Source organism: Bradyrhizobium glycinis, assembly GCF_016031655.1.
In the GTDB taxonomy this organism is placed as follows: Bacteria; Pseudomonadota; Alphaproteobacteria; order Rhizobiales; family Xanthobacteraceae; genus Bradyrhizobium; species Bradyrhizobium glycinis.
Genome location: NZ_JACCHQ010000026.1, coordinates 83,016 through 104,538 on the forward strand (window position 1 = coordinate 83,016; position 21,523 = coordinate 104,538).

24 protein-coding genes are annotated in these 21,523 nt (G+C 62.3%); 17 read left to right on the plus strand and 7 right to left on the minus strand.

The window, feature by feature from the left end; genetic code table 11:
* Nucleotides 1-21: 21 nt before the first annotated feature.
* Nucleotides 22-399: an ArsR/SmtB family transcription factor gene (locus HZZ16_RS29510; RefSeq protein ID WP_197953402.1), complete on the minus strand. Its 378-nt coding sequence runs from the start codon at nt 397-399 to the stop codon at nt 22-24.
* A 113-nt stretch (nt 400-512) separates the two neighbouring features.
* Between HZZ16_RS29510 and HZZ16_RS29515 the strand changes: the two genes are divergently transcribed.
* From HZZ16_RS29515 to greA, 3 genes are all read left to right on the plus strand, one after another.
* Entirely contained in the window at nt 513-1,682 is a 1,170-nt protein-coding gene (locus HZZ16_RS29515; protein ID WP_197953403.1) for an MFS transporter, read from the plus strand.
* A 143-nt stretch (nt 1,683-1,825) separates the two neighbouring features.
* On the plus strand, nt 1,826-5,290 hold the full coding sequence (gene carB, locus HZZ16_RS29520) for a carbamoyl-phosphate synthase large subunit (RefSeq protein WP_197953404.1): 3,465 nt from the start codon (nt 1,826-1,828) through the stop codon (nt 5,288-5,290).
* A gap of 211 nt (nt 5,291-5,501) precedes the next feature.
* Entirely contained in the window at nt 5,502-5,975 is a 474-nt protein-coding gene (greA, locus tag HZZ16_RS29525; protein ID WP_036009537.1) for a transcription elongation factor GreA, read from the plus strand.
* A 240-nt stretch (nt 5,976-6,215) separates the two neighbouring features.
* Here the strand turns inward: greA and HZZ16_RS29530 are convergent, their stop codons facing one another.
* Complete coding sequence (locus HZZ16_RS29530) at nt 6,216-6,695, minus strand: Lrp/AsnC family transcriptional regulator (protein ID WP_008135853.1); 480 nt, start codon at nt 6,693-6,695, stop codon at nt 6,216-6,218.
* 266 nt (nt 6,696-6,961) lie between these two features.
* Between HZZ16_RS29530 and trxB the strand changes: the two genes are divergently transcribed.
* From trxB to HZZ16_RS29555, 5 genes are all read left to right on the plus strand, one after another.
* Nucleotides 6,962-7,927 (plus strand): thioredoxin-disulfide reductase, encoded by a 966-nt coding sequence (gene trxB, locus HZZ16_RS29535; protein ID WP_197953405.1) that lies wholly within the window; start codon nt 6,962-6,964, stop codon nt 7,925-7,927.
* Between the two features lie 4 nt (nt 7,928-7,931).
* Nucleotides 7,932-8,855 carry a LysR family transcriptional regulator gene (locus tag HZZ16_RS29540; protein ID WP_027575284.1) on the plus strand — a complete coding sequence of 308 codons (924 nt, stop codon included), beginning with the start codon at nt 7,932-7,934 and terminating at the stop codon, nt 8,853-8,855.
* A gap of 459 nt (nt 8,856-9,314) precedes the next feature.
* Nucleotides 9,315-10,223, plus strand: coding sequence for a 4-hydroxy-tetrahydrodipicolinate synthase family protein (locus HZZ16_RS29545; protein ID WP_197953406.1), 909 nt, complete (start codon nt 9,315-9,317; stop codon nt 10,221-10,223).
* 274 nt (nt 10,224-10,497) lie between these two features.
* Nucleotides 10,498-10,653, plus strand: coding sequence for a hypothetical protein (locus HZZ16_RS29550; protein WP_197953429.1), 156 nt, complete (start codon nt 10,498-10,500; stop codon nt 10,651-10,653).
* A gap of 126 nt (nt 10,654-10,779) precedes the next feature.
* Nucleotides 10,780-10,926, plus strand: coding sequence for a hypothetical protein (locus HZZ16_RS29555; protein WP_197424417.1), 147 nt, complete (start codon nt 10,780-10,782; stop codon nt 10,924-10,926).
* Between the two features lie 67 nt (nt 10,927-10,993).
* On the opposite strand, the gene HZZ16_RS29560 is transcribed toward HZZ16_RS29555, so the two are convergent.
* Nucleotides 10,994-11,671 carry an AAA family ATPase gene (locus HZZ16_RS29560; RefSeq protein ID WP_025032179.1) on the minus strand — a complete coding sequence of 226 codons (678 nt, stop codon included), beginning with the start codon at nt 11,669-11,671 and terminating at the stop codon, nt 10,994-10,996.
* Between the two features lie 406 nt (nt 11,672-12,077).
* A complete protein-coding gene (locus HZZ16_RS29565) occupies nt 12,078-12,422 on the minus strand; it encodes a hypothetical protein (RefSeq protein WP_197953407.1) in 345 nt (114 codons plus the stop codon).
* 370 nt (nt 12,423-12,792) lie between these two features.
* Between HZZ16_RS29565 and HZZ16_RS29570 the strand changes: the two genes are divergently transcribed.
* From HZZ16_RS29570 to HZZ16_RS29585, 4 genes are all read left to right on the plus strand, one after another.
* Nucleotides 12,793-13,959: a CaiB/BaiF CoA transferase family protein gene (locus tag HZZ16_RS29570; RefSeq protein ID WP_197953408.1), complete on the plus strand. Its 1,167-nt coding sequence runs from the start codon at nt 12,793-12,795 to the stop codon at nt 13,957-13,959.
* A gap of 2 nt (nt 13,960-13,961) precedes the next feature.
* Nucleotides 13,962-14,885 carry an HpcH/HpaI aldolase/citrate lyase family protein gene (locus HZZ16_RS29575; RefSeq protein WP_197953410.1) on the plus strand — a complete coding sequence of 308 codons (924 nt, stop codon included), beginning with the start codon at nt 13,962-13,964 and terminating at the stop codon, nt 14,883-14,885.
* Nucleotides 14,886-14,903: 18 nt separating this feature from the next.
* A complete protein-coding gene (locus tag HZZ16_RS29580; protein WP_197953430.1) occupies nt 14,904-15,287 on the plus strand; it encodes a hypothetical protein in 384 nt (127 codons plus the stop codon).
* 241 nt (nt 15,288-15,528) lie between these two features.
* The gene (locus tag HZZ16_RS29585; RefSeq protein WP_197953412.1) at nt 15,529-15,933 is read left to right on the plus strand and encodes a nuclear transport factor 2 family protein; all 405 of its coding nucleotides are present in this window, start codon (nt 15,529-15,531) and stop codon (nt 15,931-15,933) included.
* A gap of 181 nt (nt 15,934-16,114) precedes the next feature.
* Here HZZ16_RS29585 and HZZ16_RS29590 read toward each other — a convergent pair whose 3' ends face one another.
* Nucleotides 16,115-17,365, minus strand: coding sequence for a vanadium-dependent haloperoxidase (locus HZZ16_RS29590; RefSeq protein ID WP_246510512.1), 1,251 nt, complete (start codon nt 17,363-17,365; stop codon nt 16,115-16,117).
* 178 nt (nt 17,366-17,543) lie between these two features.
* Between HZZ16_RS29590 and HZZ16_RS29595 the strand changes: the two genes are divergently transcribed.
* The 4 genes from HZZ16_RS29595 (at nt 17,544) to HZZ16_RS29610 (ending at nt 20,016) form a co-directional block, all read left to right on the plus strand.
* Nucleotides 17,544-17,939, plus strand: a complete 396-nt coding sequence (locus HZZ16_RS29595; protein ID WP_246510514.1) for a hypothetical protein — start codon at nt 17,544-17,546, stop codon at nt 17,937-17,939.
* Entirely contained in the window at nt 17,851-18,423 is a 573-nt protein-coding gene (locus HZZ16_RS29600; RefSeq protein WP_311974286.1) for a nuclear transport factor 2 family protein, read from the plus strand. The genes HZZ16_RS29595 and HZZ16_RS29600 overlap by 89 nt, the downstream gene beginning before the upstream one ends.
* Nucleotides 18,424-18,545: 122 nt before the next feature.
* Nucleotides 18,546-18,809, plus strand: coding sequence for a hypothetical protein (locus tag HZZ16_RS29605; protein WP_197953416.1), 264 nt, complete (start codon nt 18,546-18,548; stop codon nt 18,807-18,809).
* A 763-nt stretch (nt 18,810-19,572) separates the two neighbouring features.
* Entirely contained in the window at nt 19,573-20,016 is a 444-nt protein-coding gene (locus HZZ16_RS29610) for a hypothetical protein (protein ID WP_197953418.1), read from the plus strand.
* A gap of 28 nt (nt 20,017-20,044) precedes the next feature.
* Here HZZ16_RS29610 and HZZ16_RS29615 read toward each other — a convergent pair whose 3' ends face one another.
* Nucleotides 20,045-20,548 (minus strand): recombinase family protein, encoded by a 504-nt coding sequence (locus HZZ16_RS29615; RefSeq protein ID WP_311974288.1) that lies wholly within the window; start codon nt 20,546-20,548, stop codon nt 20,045-20,047.
* A gap of 276 nt (nt 20,549-20,824) precedes the next feature.
* Here HZZ16_RS29615 and HZZ16_RS29620 point away from each other — a divergent pair, with 276 nt between their 5' ends.
* The gene (locus HZZ16_RS29620; RefSeq protein WP_197953420.1) at nt 20,825-21,229 is read left to right on the plus strand and encodes a hypothetical protein; all 405 of its coding nucleotides are present in this window, start codon (nt 20,825-20,827) and stop codon (nt 21,227-21,229) included.
* A gap of 9 nt (nt 21,230-21,238) precedes the next feature.
* Here HZZ16_RS29620 and HZZ16_RS29625 read toward each other — a convergent pair.
* A partial coding sequence (locus HZZ16_RS29625) for a transposase domain-containing protein (protein WP_197953422.1) occupies nt 21,239-21,523 on the minus strand: 285 nt, incomplete at its 5' end.

The following is a 21,523-nucleotide window of genomic DNA, read 5'->3' on the forward strand; positions in this document are numbered from 1 at the left end:
CCCAAACCTCGCGCAACCGTCTTATTTTCGGTCAACCTCGATCAAGTCGCAGCCGGACACGAGCGGAAGCCGGTCCGCATCCTTGGCCGCTGATTTGATCACCGCATCGAGCAGGCCCGGAAAGCGCGCCTCCAGATCCTCTCGTCGCAGCCGCATGAAGCGGTTGGTGCCGGCGATGCGCGTCTGCATCAAGCCGCATTCGCGCAGCTTGGCGAAATGATAGGCGAGGTTCGACTTTCCGCTCAGCGCGCTGAAATCGCTGCAGCGGAGTTCGCTACTGACACGTTCCTGCTGGGCGAGCTGATAGACGATCGCCAGACGGATCGGATCGCTCAGGCAATCCAGGACCATCGGCAGCTCGATCTGGTCGCGGGTGGGATGGTGCGGCGTGCGGCTCATGGTCCGGCAATCATAGCGATGCGACCGCAATGTTCAATAGTTCTTGAACCAATTGACAGAGAAATCGCTTCGTTCGATAGTTCAATCAATCTTGAACAAATGGATCGTTTCCAATGAGCGTGTTCTGGCTGGCCCTGGCGGCCTTTGCGATCGGCACCGAAGGCTTTGTGATCGCAGGGCTTTTACCGGCGATCGCCACCGACCTTGCGATTTCCGTCTCGGCCGCGGGCCAATTGGTCACGGCCTACGCCCTCACCTATGCGGTGGGCTCGCCCATCCTCGCAGTGGCGCTGAACAACATCGACCGCCGCACCCTGCTGGCCCTCGCGCTATCGACCTTCATCGCCGGCAACCTCGCCGCGATGGTGGCATCCAACTATGGCCTGCTGCTGGCCTCGCGGATGCTGATGGCGCTGGGCTCGGGGCTGTGCATGCCGACGGCGCTTGCCGTGTCCGTGGCGGTCGCCGCGCCCGAACGGCGCGGCCGCGCGGTGGCACTCGTCACCGCGGGCCTCACGGTTGCGACCGTGATCGGCGTTCCCTTCGGCAATCTCGTCGGCAGCCTGTTCGGCTGGCGTGCAACCTTCGCCATGGTCGCCCTGATCGGGGCTGTAGCGCTCGCTGGCCTGCTGCTCGGCCTGCCACGCGGCCTGCCGCGCAATACGGCCTCGCTCGGCGAGAGGCTGGCGGTGGCGCGCCATCGCGACGTTGTGGTCGCATTGCTGATCACGATGTTGTGGGCACTGGGCGGTTTCACGGTCTTCACCTATTTCGCAGTCCCGCTGCGCGGCCTCGGCTTCGACGCCTCGCAGATCAGCCTTGCTCTGCTGGTGTTCGGCGGCGCGGCAGCGATCGGGAACATGCTCGGCGGCGTCCTGGCCGATCGGCTCGGCACGCTTGCGACCGCAGGCCTCGGGCTCGCCGGCATGGCGGGCGCCCTGATCCTGCATTCGCTGGTCCTGAAGCTGATGCCTGCACAGGCGCATTATGCTGTGCTCGGCGCCATCTTCCTCTGGGGCCTGTCGGGCTGGGCGTTCTATCCGGCCCAGATCGCCAGCATCATCCGGATCGAGCCGCAGGCTTCGATGATCGCGCTCTCGCTCAACGCCTCGTCGATGTATCTCGGCTTCGCCATTGGCGGAGCGCTCGGCGGCGCGGTGCTGGCCACCCTCTCGCCGACCGACCTCGGCTGGATCGGCGGAACGAGCGTTGCGGCCTCGCTTCTGGTGCACCTCGCCCGCGGCTGGCAGGGGCGGCCAAAACCCGTCAAAATTGCCGGTTGATGGGCGTTTTTCGGGGTTTCGCCGCTCCGAAAACTGGTCTAAGACCCACCCGCGCGCGAGGGAGACCACCGCGCTCTCGGCCACAGGGACGCGCAACAAGCGCGCCCTTTTTTTGTGCCCAAATTCCACTTCGGCGAGAGTTGATGCCCAAACGTACTGACATCACCACCATCCTGATCATCGGCGCCGGCCCCATCGTGATCGGCCAGGCTTGCGAGTTCGACTATTCGGGCACGCAGGCGGTGAAGACGCTGAAGGAAGAGGGCTATCGCATCGTCCTCGTCAATTCCAACCCGGCCACCATCATGACCGACCCGGAATTGGCCGATGCCACCTATATCGAGCCGATCACGCCCGAGATCGTCGCCAAGATCATCGAGAAGGAACGTCACGTCGTTCCCGGCGGCTTCGCGCTGCTGCCGACCATGGGCGGCCAGACCGCGCTGAACTGCGCGCTGTCGCTGCGCCGGCAGGGCACGCTGGAGAAGTTCGACGTCGAGATGATCGGCGCCACCGCCGATGCCATCGACAAGGCCGAAGACCGCCAGCTGTTCCGCAACGCCATGCAGAAGATCGGGCTGCAGACGCCGAAGTCGCGGCTTGCCAACGCCTCCGAGCTGAAGAAGTCATTCCGCGACAAATATCTCGCCGAACGCGAGAAGCTGTCGGGCGCGGCACTCGAAGAGCACGACCGGCAATGGACCCTCGGCGAAGGCGACCGCCGCAAGCGCTACCAGGAATATGCGCTGGGCCAGGCGATGATGGCGCTGTCCGAGATCGGCCTGCCTGCGATCATCCGTCCCTCCTTCACCATGGGCGGCACCGGCGGCGGCATCGCCTACAACAAGGAAGAGTTCCTCGACATCATCGAGCGCGGCCTGGACGCGTCTCCCACCAACGAAGTGCTGATCGAAGAATCCGTGCTCGGCTGGAAGGAGTACGAGATGGAGGTGGTGCGCGACAAGAACGACAATTGCATCATCGTCTGCTCGATCGAGAACCTCGATCCGATGGGCGTGCACACCGGCGATTCTATCACGGTGGCGCCGGCGCTGACGCTGACCGACAAGGAATACCAGATCATGCGCGACGCCTCGCTGGCGGTGCTGCGCGAGATCGGGGTCGAGACCGGCGGCTCCAACGTGCAGTTCGGCGTCAATCCCGACGACGGCCGCATGGTCGTCATCGAGATGAATCCGCGCGTGTCGCGCTCCTCCGCGCTGGCCTCGAAAGCCACCGGCTTTCCGATCGCCAAGGTCGCCGCCAAGCTTGCGGTCGGCTACACGCTCGACGAGATCGCCAATGACATCACCGGCGGTGCCACGCCGGCCTCGTTCGAGCCGACCATCGATTACGTGGTCACCAAGGTGCCGCGTTTTGCCTTCGAGAAATTCCCGGGCGCCTCGACCACGCTGACCACCTCGATGAAGTCGGTCGGCGAAGTCATGGCAATCGGCCGCACCTTCCAGGAAAGCCTGCAAAAGGCCCTGCGCGGGCTCGAGACCGGATTGACCGGCCTCGACGAGATCGAGATCGAGGGCCTCGGCCGCGACGATGACAAGAACGCGATCCGCGCCGCGCTCGGCACCCCGACGCCGAGCCGCATTCTCCAGGTCGCCCAGGCCATGCGGCTCGGCTGGTCGAACGAAGACATCTTCAACTCCTGCAAGATCGATCCCTGGTTCCTCGCCGAGATGCGCGGCATCGTCGAGATGGAGGAGAAGGTCAGGAAGAACGGCCTGCCTGGCAACGCCTTCGGCATGCGCACGCTGAAGGCCATGGGCTTCTCCGACGCGCGGCTCGCCGTGCTCGCCGAGACGACGGAGGCCGAGGTCAAGGCGAAGCGCCACGCGCTCGGCGTTCACCCGGTGTACAAGCGCATCGACACCTGCGCGGCCGAGTTCGCCTCGCCGACCGCCTACATGTATTCGACCTATGAGGCGCCGTTCGCGGGCGCACCCGCGGACGAGAGCACGCCGTCCGACAAGAAGAAGGTCATCATTCTGGGCGGCGGTCCCAATCGCATCGGCCAGGGCATCGAGTTCGACTATTGCTGCTGTCACGCCTGCTTCGCGCTGCATGACGCCGGCTACGAATCCATCATGGTCAACTGCAATCCGGAGACGGTGTCGACCGACTACGACACCGCCGATAGGCTCTATTTCGAGCCGCTCACCGCCGAGGACGTGCTGGAGATCATCGCCAAGGAACGCAGCAAGGGCACGCTGCACGGCGTGATCGTGCAGTTCGGCGGCCAGACGCCGCTGAAGCTGGCGCGCGCGCTGGAAGCCGCCGAAGTGCCGATCCTCGGCACCTCGCCCGACGCGATCGATCTCGCCGAGGACCGCGACCGCTTCAAGCGCGTGCTCGACAAGCTGCGCCTCAAGCAGCCGAAGAACGGCATCGCCTATTCGGTCGAGCAGGCACGGCTCGTCTCGGCCGATCTCGGCCTGCCGCTGGTGGTGCGCCCGTCCTACGTGCTCGGCGGCCGCGCGATGCAGATCATCCGCGAAGAGAACCAGCTCAACGATTATCTGCTCGGCACGCTGCCGGAGCTGGTGCCGGCCGACGTCAAGGCGCGCTATCCGAACGACAAGACCGGGCAGATCAACACCGTGCTCGGCAAGAACCCGCTGCTGTTCGACCGCTATCTGTCGGACGCCACGGAAATCGACGTCGACTGCCTGAGCGACGGCAAGGACACCTTCATCGTCGGCATCATGGAGCACATCGAAGAAGCCGGCATCCATTCCGGCGACAGCGCCTGCTCGCTACCGCCGCACTCGCTCGAACCTGAGACGATCGTGGAGCTGGAGCGGCAGACCCGCGAGCTCGCGCTCGGCCTCGATGTCATTGGCCTGATGAACGTGCAATACGCGATCAAGGACGGCGAGATCTACGTGCTCGAGGTCAATCCGCGCGCCTCGCGCACCGTGCCGTTCGTCGCCAAGGTGATCGGCACGCCGGTCGCCAAGATCGCCGCGCGCATCATGGCCGGCGAAAAGCTCGCCGATTTCAAGCTGAAGAAGGCAGCGCTCAAGCACGTCGGCGTCAAGGAATCGGTCTTCCCGTTCGCGCGCTTCCCCGGCGTCGACACCGTGCTCGGCCCCGAGATGCGCTCGACCGGCGAAGTCATGGGCATCGACCGCTCGTTTGCGGTGGCCTTCGCCAAAAGTCAGCTCGGCGGCGGCACGCGGGTGCCCCGCAAGGGCACTGTGTTCGTCTCGGTGCGCGAGAGCGACAAGACGCGCATCGCCGATGCCGTGCGCGAATTGCATTCGCTCGGCTTCAAGGTGCTGGCGACCTCGGGCACTCAGCGCTTCCTGACCGACCAGGGCATCCCGACTGAGAAGGTGAACAAGGTGCTGGAAGGGCGGCCGCACATCGTCGATGCCATCACCAATGGTGACGTCCAGCTCGTCTTCAACACCACCGAAGGCCCGCAGGCGCTGGCCGACAGCCGCTCGCTGCGGCGCGCGGCCCTCTTGCATAAAGTGCCATATTACACCACTCTTTCCGGGGCCGTGGCGGCCGCGCAGGGCATCCGCGCCTATCTGGGTGGGGACCTTGAGGTTCGTACCCTGCAGAGCTACTTTTCGGAAACCTGATCGCTAGCGGCAGCGAAGCTTCCGCTAAGTGATTGGCAATGAAGCCACAATGGCCGGAGGAACTGTCCGGCCAGGTGGCAGTTCTGTTCCGGCGCTAAAGCCCATATCTGTCAAGGTCCGGCAGCCCCTCTTTGGGCTCTGGAGGACTGACGAATCAAGGTTGCGGCGCCCATCCGCATCTGGGGCGCACGATCGAAGGACGAGAGAGACGATGGAAAAGGTTCCGATGACCCAGGCCGGCTTTGTCGCGCTCGGGGAAGAATTGAAGCAGCGCCAGTCCGTGGACCGTCCGCGGATCATCGAGCATATCGCCGAGGCGCGCTCGCACGGAGACCTGTCGGAGAACGCGGAATATCATGCCGCGAAGGAAGAGCAGTCGCACAATGAGGGCCGCATCGCCGAGCTCGAGGACAAGCTCGCGCGCGCCGACATCATCGACATCTCCAAGCTCTCCGGAGACACCATCAAGTTCGGCGCCACCGTGACGCTGGTCGATGAGGACACCGAGAAGAAGACGGTGTGGCAGATCGTCGGCGAGGTCGAAGCGGACGCCAAGAAGGGCCGCATCTCGATCACCTCGCCGCTCGCGCGCGCTTTGATCGGCAAGAAGAAGGGTGCCACGGTCGAGGTCAACACGCCGGGCGGCGCCAAGGCCTACGAGATCACCAAGGTGGAGTGGCGGTAAGGATTTGCCGCTGCGTTGATGATGGTTTGAAAAGACCGCGCGATCCGCGGCCTTTTTGTTTCGGCGGGTTGCTGGGTTGTGGCGGACACACGCTCTCACCACACGTCATTGCGAGCGCAGCGAAGCAATCCAGACTGCCTCTGCGGAAAGACTCTGGATTGCTTCGCTGCTCGCAATGACGGAGAGCACCGTGGACAGGTCTTCACCTGTCCCCGTAAGAACGGGAGAGGGAGAAGACCCTCACCTCCGTCCCTTCACCTCCAGCGGCACGGCCGCCTCGTATTTCGAATTGTGCAGCACCAATGAGGTGCGCACGTTGCGCACGTGCGGCGCCGCCGTCAGGTGCGTGACGAAATCCTGGAAGGTCGCCATGTCGGGGGCGACGCACTTCAGGATGAAATCGACCTCGCCGGATAGCATCCAGCATTCCCGCACCAGGGGCTCGGCGCGGACGAATTCCTCGAACGCGCGCAAATCCGCCTCGGCTTGGCTGGACAGGTGCACGGCGGCGAAAACGGTGACGTCGAAGCCCAGCTTGCGCGCGTCCAAGAGGCCGCGATAGCCGTGGATGTAGCCCTCCTCCTCCAGCGCCCGGACGCGGCGCAGACAGGGGGGCGGCGAGATGCCGACGCGCTTGGCCAGCTCGACATTTGTGATTCGACCGTCGGCCTGGATCTCGGTGAGAATCTTCAGGTCGATCTCGTCTAGGTTCCGCGACACGTGATTGGAACTCCTGGCCTTTGCGGCGGTATTGGGTGATTTGTCGAAATCCTCATAGCCCAACCCGCACCGCTAGCGCAATTTTATTGCGCGTGCGGCGCAATCGACTTTTGTTCCCTGTTGGAAAAATCCGCCGATAGGGAATGCAATTCTTGCATGGCTCGCCAGATTGCTTAGATTAGCTCTGATATTTCAGCGCCTCCGCGAGGCCTCCCGGCACATTCCGCGCCCGCGCTGCGAATCCCCCGTGAAAGGCGTCCATCGAAATGTCCGCTCCTGTTCATGCAAAGGTCGTTATCATCGGCTCCGGCCCGGCCGGCTACACCGCCGCGATCTACGCCGCGCGTGCGATGCTGGAGCCGATCCTGATCCAGGGCATCCAGCCAGGCGGCCAGCTCACCATCACGACCGACGTGGAGAACTATCCAGGCTTCGCCGACGTGATCCAGGGCCCCTGGCTGATGGAGCAGATGGAGAAGCAGGCTGTCCATGTCGGCACCAAGATCGTCTCCGATCTGGTCACCAAGCTGGAGACGGCGCGGCGGCCGTTCCGCCTCACCTGCGACAGCGGCGACGTCTATCTCGCCGAGACCGTGATCCTGGCCACCGGCGCGCAAGCGCGCTGGCTCGGGCTGCCGTCGGAAGCCAAGTTCCAGGGCGGCGGCGTGTCGGCCTGCGCCACCTGCGACGGCTTCTTCTACCGTGGCAAGGACGTGATCGTGGTCGGCGGCGGCAACACCGCGGTCGAGGAAGCCTTGTACCTCACCAACCATGCCTCGCAGGTCACGATCGTGCATCGTCGCGATCACTTCCGCGCTGAGCGCATCCTGCAGGAGCGCCTGTTCAAGCATCCGAAGATCAAGGTGATCTGGGACGCCGCCGTCGACGAGATCTGCGGTACCGAGAACCCCAACAAGGTCACCCATGTCCGGCTCAAGAACGTCAAGACCGGCGCGCTCACGAACGTGAAGGCCGACGGCGTCTTCATCGCCATCGGGCACGCGCCGGCGACCGAGCTCGTCAAGGATCAGGTCAAGCTGAAACCCTCGGGCTATATCGAGGTCGCCCCGAACTCGACCGCGACCTCGGTGCCCGGCCTGTTCGCCGCCGGCGACGTCGCCGACGAAACTTATCGCCAGGCCGTGACGGCCGCCGGCCTCGGCTGCATGGCCGCACTCGAAGCCGAACGTTTCTTGGCCCTTCGCGCCAGCGAGCGCGCGGCAGCGGAATAGAATCATGCCCCGAACACGCGACGGATTTACGGATATGGACTGGGACAAGCTGAAGGTGTTTCACGCCGCGGCGGAAGCGGGCAGCTTCACGCATGCGGGCGAGCAGCTCGGCCTGTCGCAATCGGCGGTGTCGCGTCAGGTCTCGGCACTGGAGCAGGAGCTCTCGGTCTCGCTGTTCCACCGCCATGCCCGCGGCCTGATCCTCACCGAGCAGGGCGACCTGTTGTTCCGCACCGCGCATGACGTGTTCATGCAGCTGCAGGCGGCGCGCGCCAAGCTGACCGACAGCCGCGAGCGGCCGAGCGGCGATCTCAAGATCACCACCACGCCCGGCGTCGGCATCAACTGGCTGATCCCGCGGCTCGGCGAATTCACAGCGCTCTATCCCGAGATCCGCATCTCGCTGATCGTTACCGACGAAGAGCTCGATCTGTCGATGCGCGAGGCGGATGTCGCGATCCGCACCCGCAAGCCGACGCAGCCGGATCTCATCCAGCGCAAGCTGTTCGCGATGGGCTTCCACGCCTATTGCTCGCCGGAATACATCAAGCGCTTCGGCACGCCGCGCACGCTGGAGGAGCTCGACTCCCACCGCATCATCACGCTCGCCGACGGCAACTTCGCGCCGCATCTGCAGAACCGCAACTGGCTGGTCGAAGCCGGCCGCAACGGCTCGGGTCCGCGTGAAGCCTATTTCAAGGTCAACAACATCCTCGGTCTCGTGCGCGCCTGTCAGCAAGGTCTCGGCATCGCCGCCCTTCCCGATTACCTGGTCGAGGAGCAGAGCAAGCTCGTGCAGTTGTTCGGCGAGTCGGATTCGATCCAGCTCGACACCTACTTCGTCTATCCCGAGGAGTTGAAGACGGTCGCGCGCGTGCAGGTGTTCCGGGACTTCGTGGTGAGCAAGGCGCAACGCTGGCCGTCCTGATTTCCGCATGACTGACATGCGGCCTCGGCTGTTGCTGCAAGGCACTCGGCAAGCCCATAATGTTTGCACGCTGAGCCTTCGCGTTGCGCATTTGTCCCCCTCCTCCAGTGGCGCGGGAGTTCAGTAATCCCTCTTGGAAGGTGATTGTGTCGGCCTCACGTGGCCAATACCTAAGCCGGGCCCTCGGGTCCGGCTTTTTTTCGTCAAAATGTGGCTTCGCCCTCCACGTGTATTGACAGTTCCACGCCTACCCCGCATCATTCGCCCATGATCACGAAGTTGTGCGCAATCTCGTTCGAGACCATCGTCTCGAAAAAAGGCCCCCATCCCGGGGCCTCGGATTTTTGCGCGCGCTAGCCGACTTCGTCATCGCTGCAAATCTTCGAAAACCCCGCCGCCTGGACGGGGTTTTTTCATGTGCCCTCCGTCTCAGGCTTTTCCCGAGAAGGAGATGGAAACATGACCGGACTACGAGATCACTTGCATGGCCTCTGGCTGCCGCTGGTGACGCCGTTCCAGGACGGCGCGCTGGACGAGAGGTCGCTGCGGCGGCTGACACGGCACTACGGCGCGTACGGCATCGACGGATTCATCCTGGGCGCGACCTCCGGTGAAGGCATGACGCTGCGCGCGGCCGAGCTCGAGCGCCTCGTCGCCGTGGTGCGCGAGGAGATGGCGGCCGCCGGCTGCAACCTTCCGATCTGCCTCGGACTGTCGGGTGCGGACACTTCGCGCCTGCAAGAACGCCTTGACGAGACCGCGGACTGGCCGATCGACGGTTACCTGATCGCCAGCCCCTATTATGTGCGGCCGTCGCAGCGCGGCCTCTTGGCGCATTTCGAGGCGCTCGCCGACCATGCGGCCTGGCCGATCGCGCTCTACAACATTCCCTATCGCTGCGCGGTCAATATCACCAACCAGACCATGCTGCGGCTGGCCGAGCACAAGAACATCGTCGGCCTGAAGGATTGCGGCGCGAGCCGCGAGCAATCGATCGCGCTGCTGCGCGACCGGCCGAAGGACTTCCGCGTGCTCACCGGCGAGGATGCCAATTATTTCGAGGCGCTCGGTGACGGTGCCGACGGCGGCATCGTGCTCTCGGCCCATGTCGAGACCGCGACCTTTGCAGCCGTCCATGCCGAGTTCAAGCGCGGCAACCACGATGCGGCGCTGGCGCGCTGGCACGAGGTCGCCGAGCTGACGCGGCTGTTGTTCGCCGAGCCGAGCCCCGCGCCGGCGAAGTACTGGCTGTGGCGATCCGGCCTGATCGACAGCCCGGAGGTGCGCTTGCCGATGGTGGAAGTGAGCAGCGAGCTCGCGGCGACGATCGATCGCGAGATCGAGCGACGGATCAAGGTCGCGGCGTAGCGCGTCTTTCGCCTCTCCCCGCTTGCGCGGAGAGGCCGGAATTTGCGCCTGCGCAAATTCCGGGTGAGGGGGAGCCTCCGCGAGTCCAGCTTCCAAGGCATTTGCGGAGACAGCCCCTCACCCCACCCTCTCCCCGTAAGAACGGGGAGAGGGAGCGAGAGAGCGCCACCGTGGTTAACCGCGCCTCAACGGCCTTCGCAGCTGCCGCAAGGTGCATCCACGTCTCGTTTACGTGACCGCGCCTATCGTCCAGTTCAAAGTTACCGAAGGGGGAATGACCATGGGGTATCGCAACCGGCCTACGGCCGCGAGCCAGTTCGCGCCCGCCGATCTCTTGAAGGGAATTCTCGTCGTCTCGTCGTTCGGGTTCTGGGCGGTGATGCTCGGCCTGATGCCGGTGCTGCTGTTTCGCGTCTGGCTGGTCGGCTGACGCGCGCGCGGGATGGTTAATCCGTGGTAGCACCTGTGTTCAAAATGCACGGGCAGATGCGATCCGGATCTTAAAACATCGCTGCTATCACTGACGCCCATTAGCGAAGAAATCGCGGGGGCGTTTGTGAATAGTCAGAATGAGATGGCGTCGCATTTCGACGCCGAACAGCAGGGCTTTAGCACCGAGGACATTCTTTGGGCCGTTGGCATCTGGTCGGTGATCCTCACCCTGTCGCCGGTCATCGTGTTCTACATGCTGATGGTGGCGTGAAAGCTTAGAAACGCAAAACGCGCGGACCTCCCGCGCGTTTTTCGCCGCTCGAAATGACCAATGAAAATTAAGCCGCCTGCTTGTGCATTGCCCCGGAGGCCGACGCGGTGCCGCGAATAGCCTTGACCGAGCGCTCGATCGCCGCCCAGAGTCTTGCGATTTCCTGAGCCGCACGGCTCTCGGCCTGATATTCGCGCGCGCCTTCGCCGTGGCTGAGCGCCATCAGCAGATCCGAACGATTGGTGATCTGGCCGCCCCACACCGGAGCCCGGAATTTCGCCAGTGCTTCGCGGGCGATGGTGACGATCGGGCTTTCGGCTTCGTCGCGCTTGGCCGGCGCACCGTTGAGCACGACCGCGTAGGGCTTGCGCGCCGCGCGGCACATCTGAATGGTTTCCTGCACCGCGTTGACGTCGAACACGCCGGGACGGGCGGGAATGACCACCATGGTGGCATTCTTGATCGCGTCGTCGACGACGGCCGACAGGTTCGGCGGCGTGTCGATCAACACCCATTCATAACCGTCGCGCTTGGCCGCCGAGACGATGCCGCTGACGGAGTTGACGGCAGCCTTGATCGGCGGCTCGTTGGTGCCGCGCAGCTTGTGCCACAGCGTGAGCGAACCTTGCGGATCCGCGTCCACCAGCATGACCTGCTTGCTCGCCTTGATCTGAGCGGCAAGATGCGCGGCGAGGGTACTCTTGCCCGAACCGCCTTTACGTGATGCAAAAACAATAACGTTCATACCTTCGGCCTCCAGATTGACCCCAGGCCGCGAAAATGAATCAGCGCGCTGATTCGTGAAAGATAAATTTATCGAAGGTTGCGCCGACGCCACGAAATAACAGGGCGTGTTGGCTTTTGAGTCACACTGAATACTGTGACGTTACGCACAAATCGCAGCAGAACGCGTGCCGCGGCGGCGATCGTGCGTTTTTTGAGCAGCGCGCGGGAAAAAACGGAATGCAACCCCGCCGGGCAAATCCTCTTGGACCTATCCGCCTGGTCCCGCCATCCCACTCAGCCTGCGCGGCGTTGCGTGAACAAAACGAGTCCGAAGGCTGTCGCCGAGCTGATGCCGCAACCGGCGCAACTGGTCGCGCGCCTCGGCATGACCCGGTTTCAAGACAGGAACGCGCCTCGCCTGACGCTCAGCCTTCGCTGGATTTCTTCTTCTTCGCCGCGGGCTTGCTGCTCTTCTTCGCAGTCTTCGGAGCGATACTGGTCGGCTTGCCGGCGCGCGGCTCCGGCCCGCGGCGGAAGAACACCGCGCATTGCGGCGAGAGCTGCGCCTTCTTCTTGATCATGCAGGCGGTGATGGCATCGACGTTCGGGATGAACTCGCTGCAGAGCCGCATCGCATCCGGCGTGCAGGCCTGCTGCTCCTCCTGGGTGTAGGCGAAACCAGCGCGCGGCAGCGCCAGGATGGCCAAGGCAAGCGAGAGGCTTGCAACGGCCACGGGCTTTGCAAAGGACTTGAAGCGAAACGCCGGCATCGATCCCCCCACATGACGAGTCGGTGCGAATAGTGGGTGAACGGCGGTTCGTTGGCAACCGAGGGGGATTGCGAAAGCCGGCACGTGTGCGCTCTCGGCAACAGGGTGGGGTCAGGAGCCTCGGCAGTTCCGGGGGAACGCGACGAAGACGCCGCTGTCTGCGCTCCCAAACACAAAACTGCGAAAACAACCCCATGCACAGTAGCCAAGTGCCGGCAATCGCTACGCTTTCATCTCTTAGGATTTTGCGAAACGCGGTTTGACTTGTCGGGCAAAACAGGGGCATCATGTCACCCTCAAGAAGATGCGCGTGAGGTGGCCGACCTGTCTCCTGCGCTGGTCGAAAAGCGCACGTGAGGAGGACAGTCGCATGACGGGAAATGAGGCGGAGCTGCCGCTGTCGGGTGTGACGGTGGTTTCGCTGGAGCAGGCGATCGCGGCGCCGCTGGCCAGCCGGCACCTCGCCGATTGGGGCGCGCGGGTGATCAAGATCGAGCGGCCCGGCACGGGGGATTTCTGCCGCGACTACGATCACGTGATGAACGGCCTATCGAGCCAGTTCGTGTGGACCAACCGTTCCAAGGAAAGCCTTGCGATTGACATCAAGAGCCCTGAGGGGCGCAAGGTGCTCGACGCCCTGCTGCCGCGCGCCGACGTGTTCATCCAGAACCTCGCGCCCGGCGCGGCGGAGCGGCTCGGCCTCGATGCCGCTTCGCTGCTGCGCAAATATCCGCGCCTGATCGCCTGCGACGTCTCGGGCTATGGCAGCGGCGGCCCTTACAGCGACAAGAAGGCCTATGATCTGCTGGTGCAGTGCGAGGCCGGCGTGCTCGCCATCAACGGCACCGAGGCGGAGCCCGCCAAAGTGGGGCTCTCCGTGGTCGATATCGCCACCGGCATGTACATCCTGAACGGCGTCTTGATGGCGCTGTACGCCCGCGAGCGGACCGGCAAGGGCACGGCGTTCCAGGCCTCGCTGTTCGATTCGATCACGGACTGGATGAGCTATCCCGCGTTCTACACCGAGAGTACCGGCCGGCCACTGCCGCGCACCGGCGCCAGGCATGCGACCATCGCGCCTTACGGCCCGTTCCGTGTCGGCGACGGCAACACCATTTTCTTCGGCATCCAGAACGACCGGGAATGGCGGTCGCTCTGCCGCATCGTGCTCGGCGATGCCGGCTTTGCCGACGACCCGCGCTTCCGCACCAATCCGCTGCGCATGCAGAACCGCGACGAGCTGCAGGCGCATATCGAGCAGCGCTTTGCAGCCATGACCAGCGAAGAGGTGCTGCGGCTGCTGGATGGAGCCGGGGTCGCCAATGCGCATCTGAACTCGGTCGAGGCCTTCCTGCAGCATGAGCAGCTGCATGCCCGCGCGCGGGTGCAAAGCGTGGGATCGCCGTGCGGGCCGGTGATGAGCTTCCTGCCCGCGCTGACGATTCCCGGCGTGACGCCGCGGATGGATCCGGTGCCTGACGTCGGCGAGCATAACGAAGCCATCCTCGGCGAACTCGGCCTCGTTAAGGGAACGTGACAATGGTCTCGCAGCGCCCGACGCGCGCCTATTTCGCCGTTCCCGCGCATCGCGCCCGTCTCGTCGCAAAGGCTGCGGCATCAGTGGCGGACGCGGTGTTCATGGACCTCGAAGACGCCGTGCCGCCCGCCGAGAAGGGCGTTGCGCTGGCGGAAGCCGCCCGCGCGCTGTCCTCTCTCGATTGGGGCAACAAGCACGTCGCCATCAGGCTCAACGCCGTCGACAGCCCGTTCATTGCGGAGGAGATCTGCCACCTGGCCGCCCTGCCCCGGCTCGATGCCTTGATCGTGCCGAAGGCGGAGCGGGTGAGCGACATCGTCGCGCTCGCCGATCGCTTGCGCGCGGCCGCGCCGGATCGCGCTACGCCTGTCGCCCTCGAACTGCTGATCGAGACCGCGCTCGGCCTCGTCAACGTCGATGCCCTTGCCGCCGCGCACGAGAGCGTCGCCGCGCTGCATCTCGGCGTCGGCGACCTCGCGGCCTCGCTCGGCGCCCGCAGCTCCGACGTCGGCATTTCGCCGGATGGCTATCGCCACGTCGGCTCGGCGCAAAGCGGCTACGCCACTGCGCCGCTCGACCTGTTCGCCTATCCCATGATGCGCCTTCTGGTCGCCGCCCGCGCGCGCGGCCTGCGCGCGATCGACGGCCCCTGCGGCGCGTTCCGCGATGCCAAGCTGACCGAGGCCAGCGCGCAAAAGGCCGCCGCGATGGGCTTTGACGGCAAGCAGGTGATCCATCCCGACCAGATCGAGCCGACGCTGCGCGCGTTCACGCCGTCGGCCGAGGAGCTGACCCAAGCGCGGCGGGTGGTCGAGGCGATGGAGAGCGCAGAGGCGAACGGCCAGGGCGCAGTGACGCTGGACGGCAAGATGATCGACTATGCCAATGTGCGGATGGCGCGCCGGATCATCGAGCTGGGGTCGTAGCGACACATGGCCACCTAGTTGATCGTCGCCCCGGTGTTCGCGCTGATCGCGGCGATGGCGACCGGCGCGAATGCATACATTTTTGCCGTGCAGTATCAGCGGCTGGTGAACCCGGTCTCGGGCGCGGCCGACAGAAACTCAGCTGCTGGGTTTACCGTGCTCGGCATGACCTATCGAAGCCGAGCATTTGAACTCAGCCTAGGCAGCCCAGTCCATGATCGCGTCGATGAAGGTCTGAGCCTGGCGGATCGCGTCGCGCCTCGTCGCACAGACACCGACCGACACTGTTCGGCCCTTTCCGACAGTCCACTTCCAACCAGCCGGGTAGCTCATCTTAACGATCGAGAAGCTTACGCCGCGATGTTCCACGGAGAACCTCCGCTAACATGTTGCTGTGTCTGAAAAGACTACTCCCAATGGCGAATTTGTCCAGCCGAACGCAGGCCCACAATTCGCTCGCGCGGCTTGGATACAGGATCCTGAAAAGGTTCGCCGGTGCTCGCCGCTGTTTTCTCGCGGTGTCGGGGAACGAAAACGAACGATGCTGCTTCGGCGCGCTCGAGCCCTTCGCACCACCCTCGATAGTTTTGCCTTTACACGCAAAGGTCACTAATCTGCCCTGATACGTTGCAGGGAGGGTAACATGGCACAGCGCGAAGACATGCTCGCAACGATCCGGCACGCCTACGCCGCGCGCGGCGACAATGACGTCGAGGGCTTGGTGACGACCTTTCATCCCGAGGGCGCATTCACTTTGATGGGCGACAGGAGCACGCTCGAACTGACAGGAAGCGTGCAGGGTCACCCAGCCCTGCGAGGGGTTTTCGGTCAATTGATCAAGAACTTCGGCTTCGAAAACCGCAAAATTCTGGCTGAGCTGGTCGACGGTGATCGCGTTGCCGTCCATTCCCGCGTTGACGTCCGCTACCATCCAACTGGAAAGACGTTCAGCACCGAGCTTTTGGACCTATTCAGATTTCAGGATGGCAAGATCGTCGAGCTGAATGAGTTTGCGGATACAGCGCAGGTCAAGGCGATGATCTCCTGAAGGACGATGAGGTTCGGTTTGCTTCCGGGCGGGCAGCAAGCCGGCATACAAGTGGGCAGAGCACTGGCCGGCCTGCCCACCATGTTCGAACGTCGACTTGTTCTGCTATCTCAAGCCTTGATGCCTCGATGTCGAGCGCTTCTCGACCTCTGTGCGGTTCGCAGTTTACCTACACGCCGGCTTACTGCTTCGGTTCAGCTCGCGCTTCCAGCCCGCGAAGCTGTGTCCCGACAACCAAGTCACCGATCTTACGGCCCATGTCCTTTCCGACCTCCGTCGAGAAACGGTAATGGAAACCGGCATAGATGCGCGAATTGGCGACCTCGTTGCTATAATCCTGGAGCTTGGTCCATTTGCGAGTCACCCCTGGCGCAGTGGGGCTGGTCATCGTTAGCTCTCCGACCTCGTCGCCGGCGATGGACCGGAGAACCGTGGAAACCGCCGCCGATATGATGCAGTGGGCGCAGGGGTATTCGGGATGCAACGGCGTTTCACCCAGCGGCAACCAGGACGGTTCGCGTGGCGTCATCGGGTTGTGCGTGATGTCCGCGTTGCGTATGGCCGTTACAGGCCGCCAGAAGTTGTAATGATACTTCGCATCAAGGACAGCAACGATTGCGTCGTTCGCAGCAATCTCGGTGAGGGCGAAAAGGCGCGCGCAGTCAACGAGGTCCATGTGCTTGGCCAAGGCGACCTGCCGGACGATTGGATTGAAGCTGGGCGGCCCGACCAGAAACCAGACTCGTCCGATCGCGGTCTGCTCTGCCGTTCGGGTGGTGCTGTTGCGAGCGCCGAGCTCCCGAATTTCATTGACGTCTCTGGTCCAGGTCTCGGAATCAAGCGCCGGTGGTGGCGCTGGACGGAATTGTGAGGCTGATGTCATGACCCAAGGGGACATTCTTCCAGCCGTCGTGCCGATCGGCACCACAGTCGGCACATAGGCCCCCGGGGCTGTATAGGGACGATAAGTCTCCTGAACGTCACTGCCGTCATCCCTTCGCAACGCTATCACACCGGAAGCGGCAAGCTTTCCAAGCTCGATTCCATTCGCCTTTCCCTCCGTGTCCGGAATGCCGGAAAGCGATGCAATCAATGCCGCATCAAGGGCGGGTTTCTGGTCCGGATAGATCGTGAGAAGAATGTTGTAAGCTGCAGTCGACGCTGCGGCTTCCTTGGACGTGGAGCGGTCTGCCACGAGATCCAGCTTGTATGGAGTATATCGCCTGTCGATCGCGTTGACGGCCTCGAACATGGCAACGTGAAGCATCGACATCGTGCGGGCCTGTGGCACAGGCAGAACCTTCTTTTCAGCGGCAATCGCATCTGCTTTCGCGTTCCAATCCATAATGACATCGGCACGCGCAGTGCCGATGCAAACTGCAAGAGCAGCGACGATCAGGAATGGCGATTTCGTTGCAAGAAACGTCTTCATCTTCATGCTCCTCGTTGTTTCAACAGAGAGCGACATCTTGTACGGACGGGCCGCGCAAGAACGTGGAAGTGCAGAACGATCTTAAGGTCGCAGCAAGCCGGCTGCTGTGAAACAGTTTACACCCGCCCTCGCTTTCACCGAAAAGACTTTGAGGCCGCGACCCAAAGAGTAAGATCGAATGCCTTACCTGATGCACGACCTGCTATTACGGCAGCCTCCGAACAATCATCACATCCTTTGCGCATTCGGGCTCGCCGACGGCGCTGATCGTGCTCGGCTCCTATTTGTTTCGCGCCAGGTGAAGAGCGAGAGGCTGAGCATTTTGGTGATGCGTACGCTCAAGCTTGCGGCGCTGCCGGCCGCCGCGTTCGTGTCGGCAAGACTGCTCGACCTGCCGCCGATCGCCGGCGGCGTCATCGTGCTGTTCGCGGCGATGCCGACCGGCGCGGAATGCGTACATCTCTGCCGTGCAGTATCAGCGGCTGGTGAACCCGGTCTCGGGCGCGGTGGCGCTGGGGACGCTGCTGGCGGCGGCGACGTTGCCGGTGGTGGTGTGGGTGGTGGCGGGAGGTAACGCAGCACGGCTCCGATCATTTTGCCTTTACACGCAAAGGTCGCTAGGCTGCCCCGATACCTATTGCAGGGAGGGGCACATGGCACAGCGCGAAGAGATGCTCGCATTGATCAGGACCGCCTACGCCGCGCGCGGCAAGGGCGACATCGAGGGCTTGGTGGCGGCTTTCCATCCCGAGGGCCACTTCACGTTGATGGGCGACAAGAGCGCGCTCGAACTGACGGGGCGCATGGAGGGGCACCCGACCCTGCGCGCGGCTTTCACTCAGTTCACTGACACCTTCGGCTTCGAAAGCCGCGAGATCCTGGCTGAACTGGTCGACGGGGATCGCGTCGCAGTCCATTCCCGGGTTCTCGTTCGATACAATCCAAGCGGAAAGACTTTCAGCACCGAGATCCTGGACCTGTTCAGATTTCAAGACGGCAAGATCGTCGAGCTGATCGAGTTTGCGGATACGGCGCAGATCAAGGCGGTGATCTCTTGAAGGACGATGAGGCTCGCCTTCAGTGCGGGCAGCAAGCCGCCATATAAGTGGGCAGAGCACTGACGGCCCTGCTCACCATGTTCGAACGTCGACTTGTTCTGCTATCTCCAATGGTGGAGGCGATGGACGACACTGCACCGGAGGTGGCGGGCAATACTTCGCTTGATTTCCTCCAAGCCGTCTATCGCGATCCTTGCCAGCCGATGCATCGCCGGATGCGGGCTGCCGTGGCTGCGCTGCCTTTTGAGCATCCGAAGCTAGCAGTGACAGCCGTGGTCAACACCGAGGGCTTTGCAGCGCGGCTAGAAGCTGCACGTGAGCGAAGTGAAAAGGTTTCGGCCATCCGGAGCCGTCAAGCCATTGAGACAACTGAAGTCGGGAGCTGAGGCGCCGCGTCAAATGTGGTTGCAATTGAGCAACAATGCGACGTATCCTAGAGGCTAGGTATTCTGCTGTTTTGCCTGCGCCTCGCGCGGCGAGTTAATTTGCTCGATCGATTTGGAGTTGAAGAATGGCTGAGGTCGATTGGGGGCCGGATTCAGACCGTTCCAAAGCAGCATCTTCCGTTACGATTAGCCTTCGGCCCTACGGGTTTGAGTCCGGGAGCTCACGTAGTGGCTTCTGGAGTTCGTTTAGAGATATCGCGCGTCATGCTCATTCCCAGCCCGGAATTGCTGGGCAGGACCTTTCTCCCGCTGAATTTGAGGAGCACGTAAGAGAAAGGTTTCCTTACGAATTGAGTACCAGATTTCGCAATTTCTTGGAGGGCTACCACAACCGATCATATACCGGCCGACTGAGCGGTAGACAGCAAGATGCACTTCGAAGCATGGAAATGCACGTAGCAGACATTTCGTATGGCTCGATCGAAATAAAGACGATCATAGACAACTTAGATCAGATAATTAGTGCGTTCGGCCTCACTGTCGACCTTGTAACAGCAATATTGATGGCCACTTCACCGGATGCCTTAAACGCGGTGTTGGGCATACCTGGAATGCAATGGTCGGTCGCTATCCCCGCTATCAGCATCCCGAGCACTACGCCACAGCCTGGCCCGTCTCCCAACAACCCATCGCCAACTCCAACACCTTCTAGCAATACCGAGTCGGCAGGACCTCTCGCGCGCTTCTCCAGCCCGACGTTCGTATGGAAGTTATTGAATGCGCTGTGGATCCTACCAATTGTGGTTTCGCTGGCTGTGTTGGCCTTGGCGTATCGAGAGATGAACCGCATAACCATGATGCTGACCGTTCGAAGCTATTAGCCGACGAAATTGTGCGGGTGGCCACGCGCTCAGATCGCTTTGACGAAAAACACGGGCTGTTGCTGCAGCGCCATGAAAATGTTTTGAAAGAAGCCACTGAGGTGATCAAAACAATCCTGGCAAATGAGGTTAAACGGGTCGCAGCACGATCTGACTACTACGATCAGCAACAGGTTCTCCTGCTACAACGATACGAAAACTTGTCTAAGGAGAATTCCGAAATCATCAAAGCGCTCATTCAACAGCCCGAGGGTTGTTGCAGAGGCTGCGAATGCGACTGCAAGAAGCCGAAGGACCCCTGCCAGAAAACCAATGGCTCGAAGTAGCAATCGAGATCAGCGAAGCCGACTGAGCCTAGCGCCGTGCCAAGGCCTCGCGCTGCTGATAAGGCGTTAGCGTCGAAGGTCTGCCCATATGCACACCGCGTGCCTTCACTCTCTCGCGCCCTTCGCCCGTCCGAGCCTTTATCAACTCACGCTCGAATTCAGCTAGCCCGCCTAGGACCGTGAGCATCAACCGCCCGTGCGGTGTAGTTGGATCGGCCCAGGTATCAGCCGGGCTCTTGAACCCAGCTCCGGCCTTGCCAATCGCGTCCAGCACCTTCAAAAGGTTCCGTGTCGAGCGCGCCAGCCGGTCCAGCCGGGTCACCCGCAATACGTCACGTTCCTTCAGCGCAGCTAATGCCCGCGCCAGCGCCTTTCGATTCGCCGCGCTGGCCCCACTGATCTTCTCCGAGAACACCTTGACCGCGCCGGCCGCCGCTAACTGCACCTCTTGGACCGCCAGCGTCTGGCCCTCAGTGCTCACTCTCGCATACCCGTAGACCGTGATCTCCGCGCTCCACTTGGCAACATCCACTGTGCTCTCCACATCGAACGCAAAACGACCACCAAAACCATCATCGCAATAATTAATTATGTGCGGCCAAGAAAATAAGGCGCAACGTATCGTGGTAGCTCGGTGGTAGCTATGCGTACTTCGCTAAACCTAATTTAGGGCGAAGTGTCTAATCCCGCTGGTACAGTTGGGTGGGTACCGTAATTCCGCAGTTTACCCGTTGATAAACCTAGCATATTTTGCGCGCCGACCACGCCGTTTGTATTGGGGTTTTGTATTTGGTTCAAGGACCGAGTTATGGTCATCGACATCGAGCACGTGGAGAAATGGCCTGTCGAATTGCTCGACTGCTTGAGCGCGAACTACGGCGTTCTTTATAGATGGCAGAGTGATCAGAACCGACCTTCCGGCGCCGACTACGACCGATCTATTTTGGATGTGAACAAAGCCCTCCAGCCCCACTCCATGATTGGCTGGCATTGCACTCGCCTGACGGATGAGGAAATTGCCTCCATTTGCTCAGCCGGCCTTTCACTTCCCAACGCAACGGTTTTGCATGCACGGATTGACACGGTCGTCAGCAGCGGCCGGTTGCCGCTCGATGTCGCCACGAGCCTGAAGGTTCGAAATCAAGCCCACGAGCCAAATCGGGCTGGCAGGCTTTGGTTTTGCTTTTTCGTCCCATCGAGAGCTGGAGAGTAAGCGTCGTTTTCAAGCCACGGCTTTGAGGGCTTGAGCGCGGTAGGACCAGGGCAGTAGCTGGTCGATGTCGCGGTTTGGATGCCCGTTGACGATCCTGGTCAGGACATCGGTGAGATAGGCGAGCGGATCGACGTCGTTGATCTTACAGGTCTCGACCAAGGACGCGATAACAGCCCAATGTTCCGCGCCACCGTCAGATCCAGCAAACAGCGCGTTTTTGCGGCTGAGCTTGATGCCGCGGATCGATCGTTCGACCGTGTTGTTGTCGAGTTCGATGCGGCCGTCATCGATGAA

Bases quoted from the DNA above. Each gene is read 5' to 3' on its own strand.
- HZZ16_RS29550 (WP_197953429.1), top strand. From the start codon at position 10,498: ATGACCATGGGGTATCGCAACCGGCCTACGGCCGCGAGCCAGTTCGCG.
- HZZ16_RS29610 (WP_197953418.1), top strand. From the start codon at position 19,573: ATGGAAGTTATTGAATGCGCTGTGGATCCTACCAATTGTGGTTTCGCT.
- HZZ16_RS29575 (WP_197953410.1), top strand. From the start codon at position 13,962: ATGGTCTCGCAGCGCCCGACGCGCGCCTATTTCGCCGTTCCCGCGCAT.
- HZZ16_RS29605 (WP_197953416.1), top strand. From the start codon at position 18,546: ATGGACGACACTGCACCGGAGGTGGCGGGCAATACTTCGCTTGATTTC.
- HZZ16_RS29565 (WP_197953407.1), bottom strand. From the start codon at position 12,422: ATGCCGGCGTTTCGCTTCAAGTCCTTTGCAAAGCCCGTGGCCGTTGCA.
- HZZ16_RS29560 (WP_025032179.1), bottom strand. From the start codon at position 11,671: ATGAACGTTATTGTTTTTGCATCACGTAAAGGCGGTTCGGGCAAGAGT.
- HZZ16_RS29590 (WP_246510512.1), bottom strand. From the start codon at position 17,365: ATGAAGACGTTTCTTGCAACGAAATCGCCATTCCTGATCGTCGCTGCT.
- trxB (WP_197953405.1), top strand. From the start codon at position 6,962: ATGTCCGCTCCTGTTCATGCAAAGGTCGTTATCATCGGCTCCGGCCCG.
- HZZ16_RS29595 (WP_246510514.1), top strand. From the start codon at position 17,544: ATGCCTTACCTGATGCACGACCTGCTATTACGGCAGCCTCCGAACAAT.
- greA (WP_036009537.1), top strand. From the start codon at position 5,502: ATGGAAAAGGTTCCGATGACCCAGGCCGGCTTTGTCGCGCTCGGGGAA.
- carB (WP_197953404.1), top strand. From the start codon at position 1,826: ATGCCCAAACGTACTGACATCACCACCATCCTGATCATCGGCGCCGGC.
- HZZ16_RS29585 (WP_197953412.1), top strand. From the start codon at position 15,529: ATGGCACAGCGCGAAGACATGCTCGCAACGATCCGGCACGCCTACGCC.
- HZZ16_RS29515 (WP_197953403.1), top strand. From the start codon at position 513: ATGAGCGTGTTCTGGCTGGCCCTGGCGGCCTTTGCGATCGGCACCGAA.
- HZZ16_RS29540 (WP_027575284.1), top strand. From the start codon at position 7,932: ATGCCCCGAACACGCGACGGATTTACGGATATGGACTGGGACAAGCTG.
- HZZ16_RS29620 (WP_197953420.1), top strand. From the start codon at position 20,825: ATGGTCATCGACATCGAGCACGTGGAGAAATGGCCTGTCGAATTGCTC.
- HZZ16_RS29545 (WP_197953406.1), top strand. From the start codon at position 9,315: ATGACCGGACTACGAGATCACTTGCATGGCCTCTGGCTGCCGCTGGTG.
- HZZ16_RS29510 (WP_197953402.1), bottom strand. From the start codon at position 399: ATGAGCCGCACGCCGCACCATCCCACCCGCGACCAGATCGAGCTGCCG.
- HZZ16_RS29570 (WP_197953408.1), top strand. From the start codon at position 12,793: ATGACGGGAAATGAGGCGGAGCTGCCGCTGTCGGGTGTGACGGTGGTT.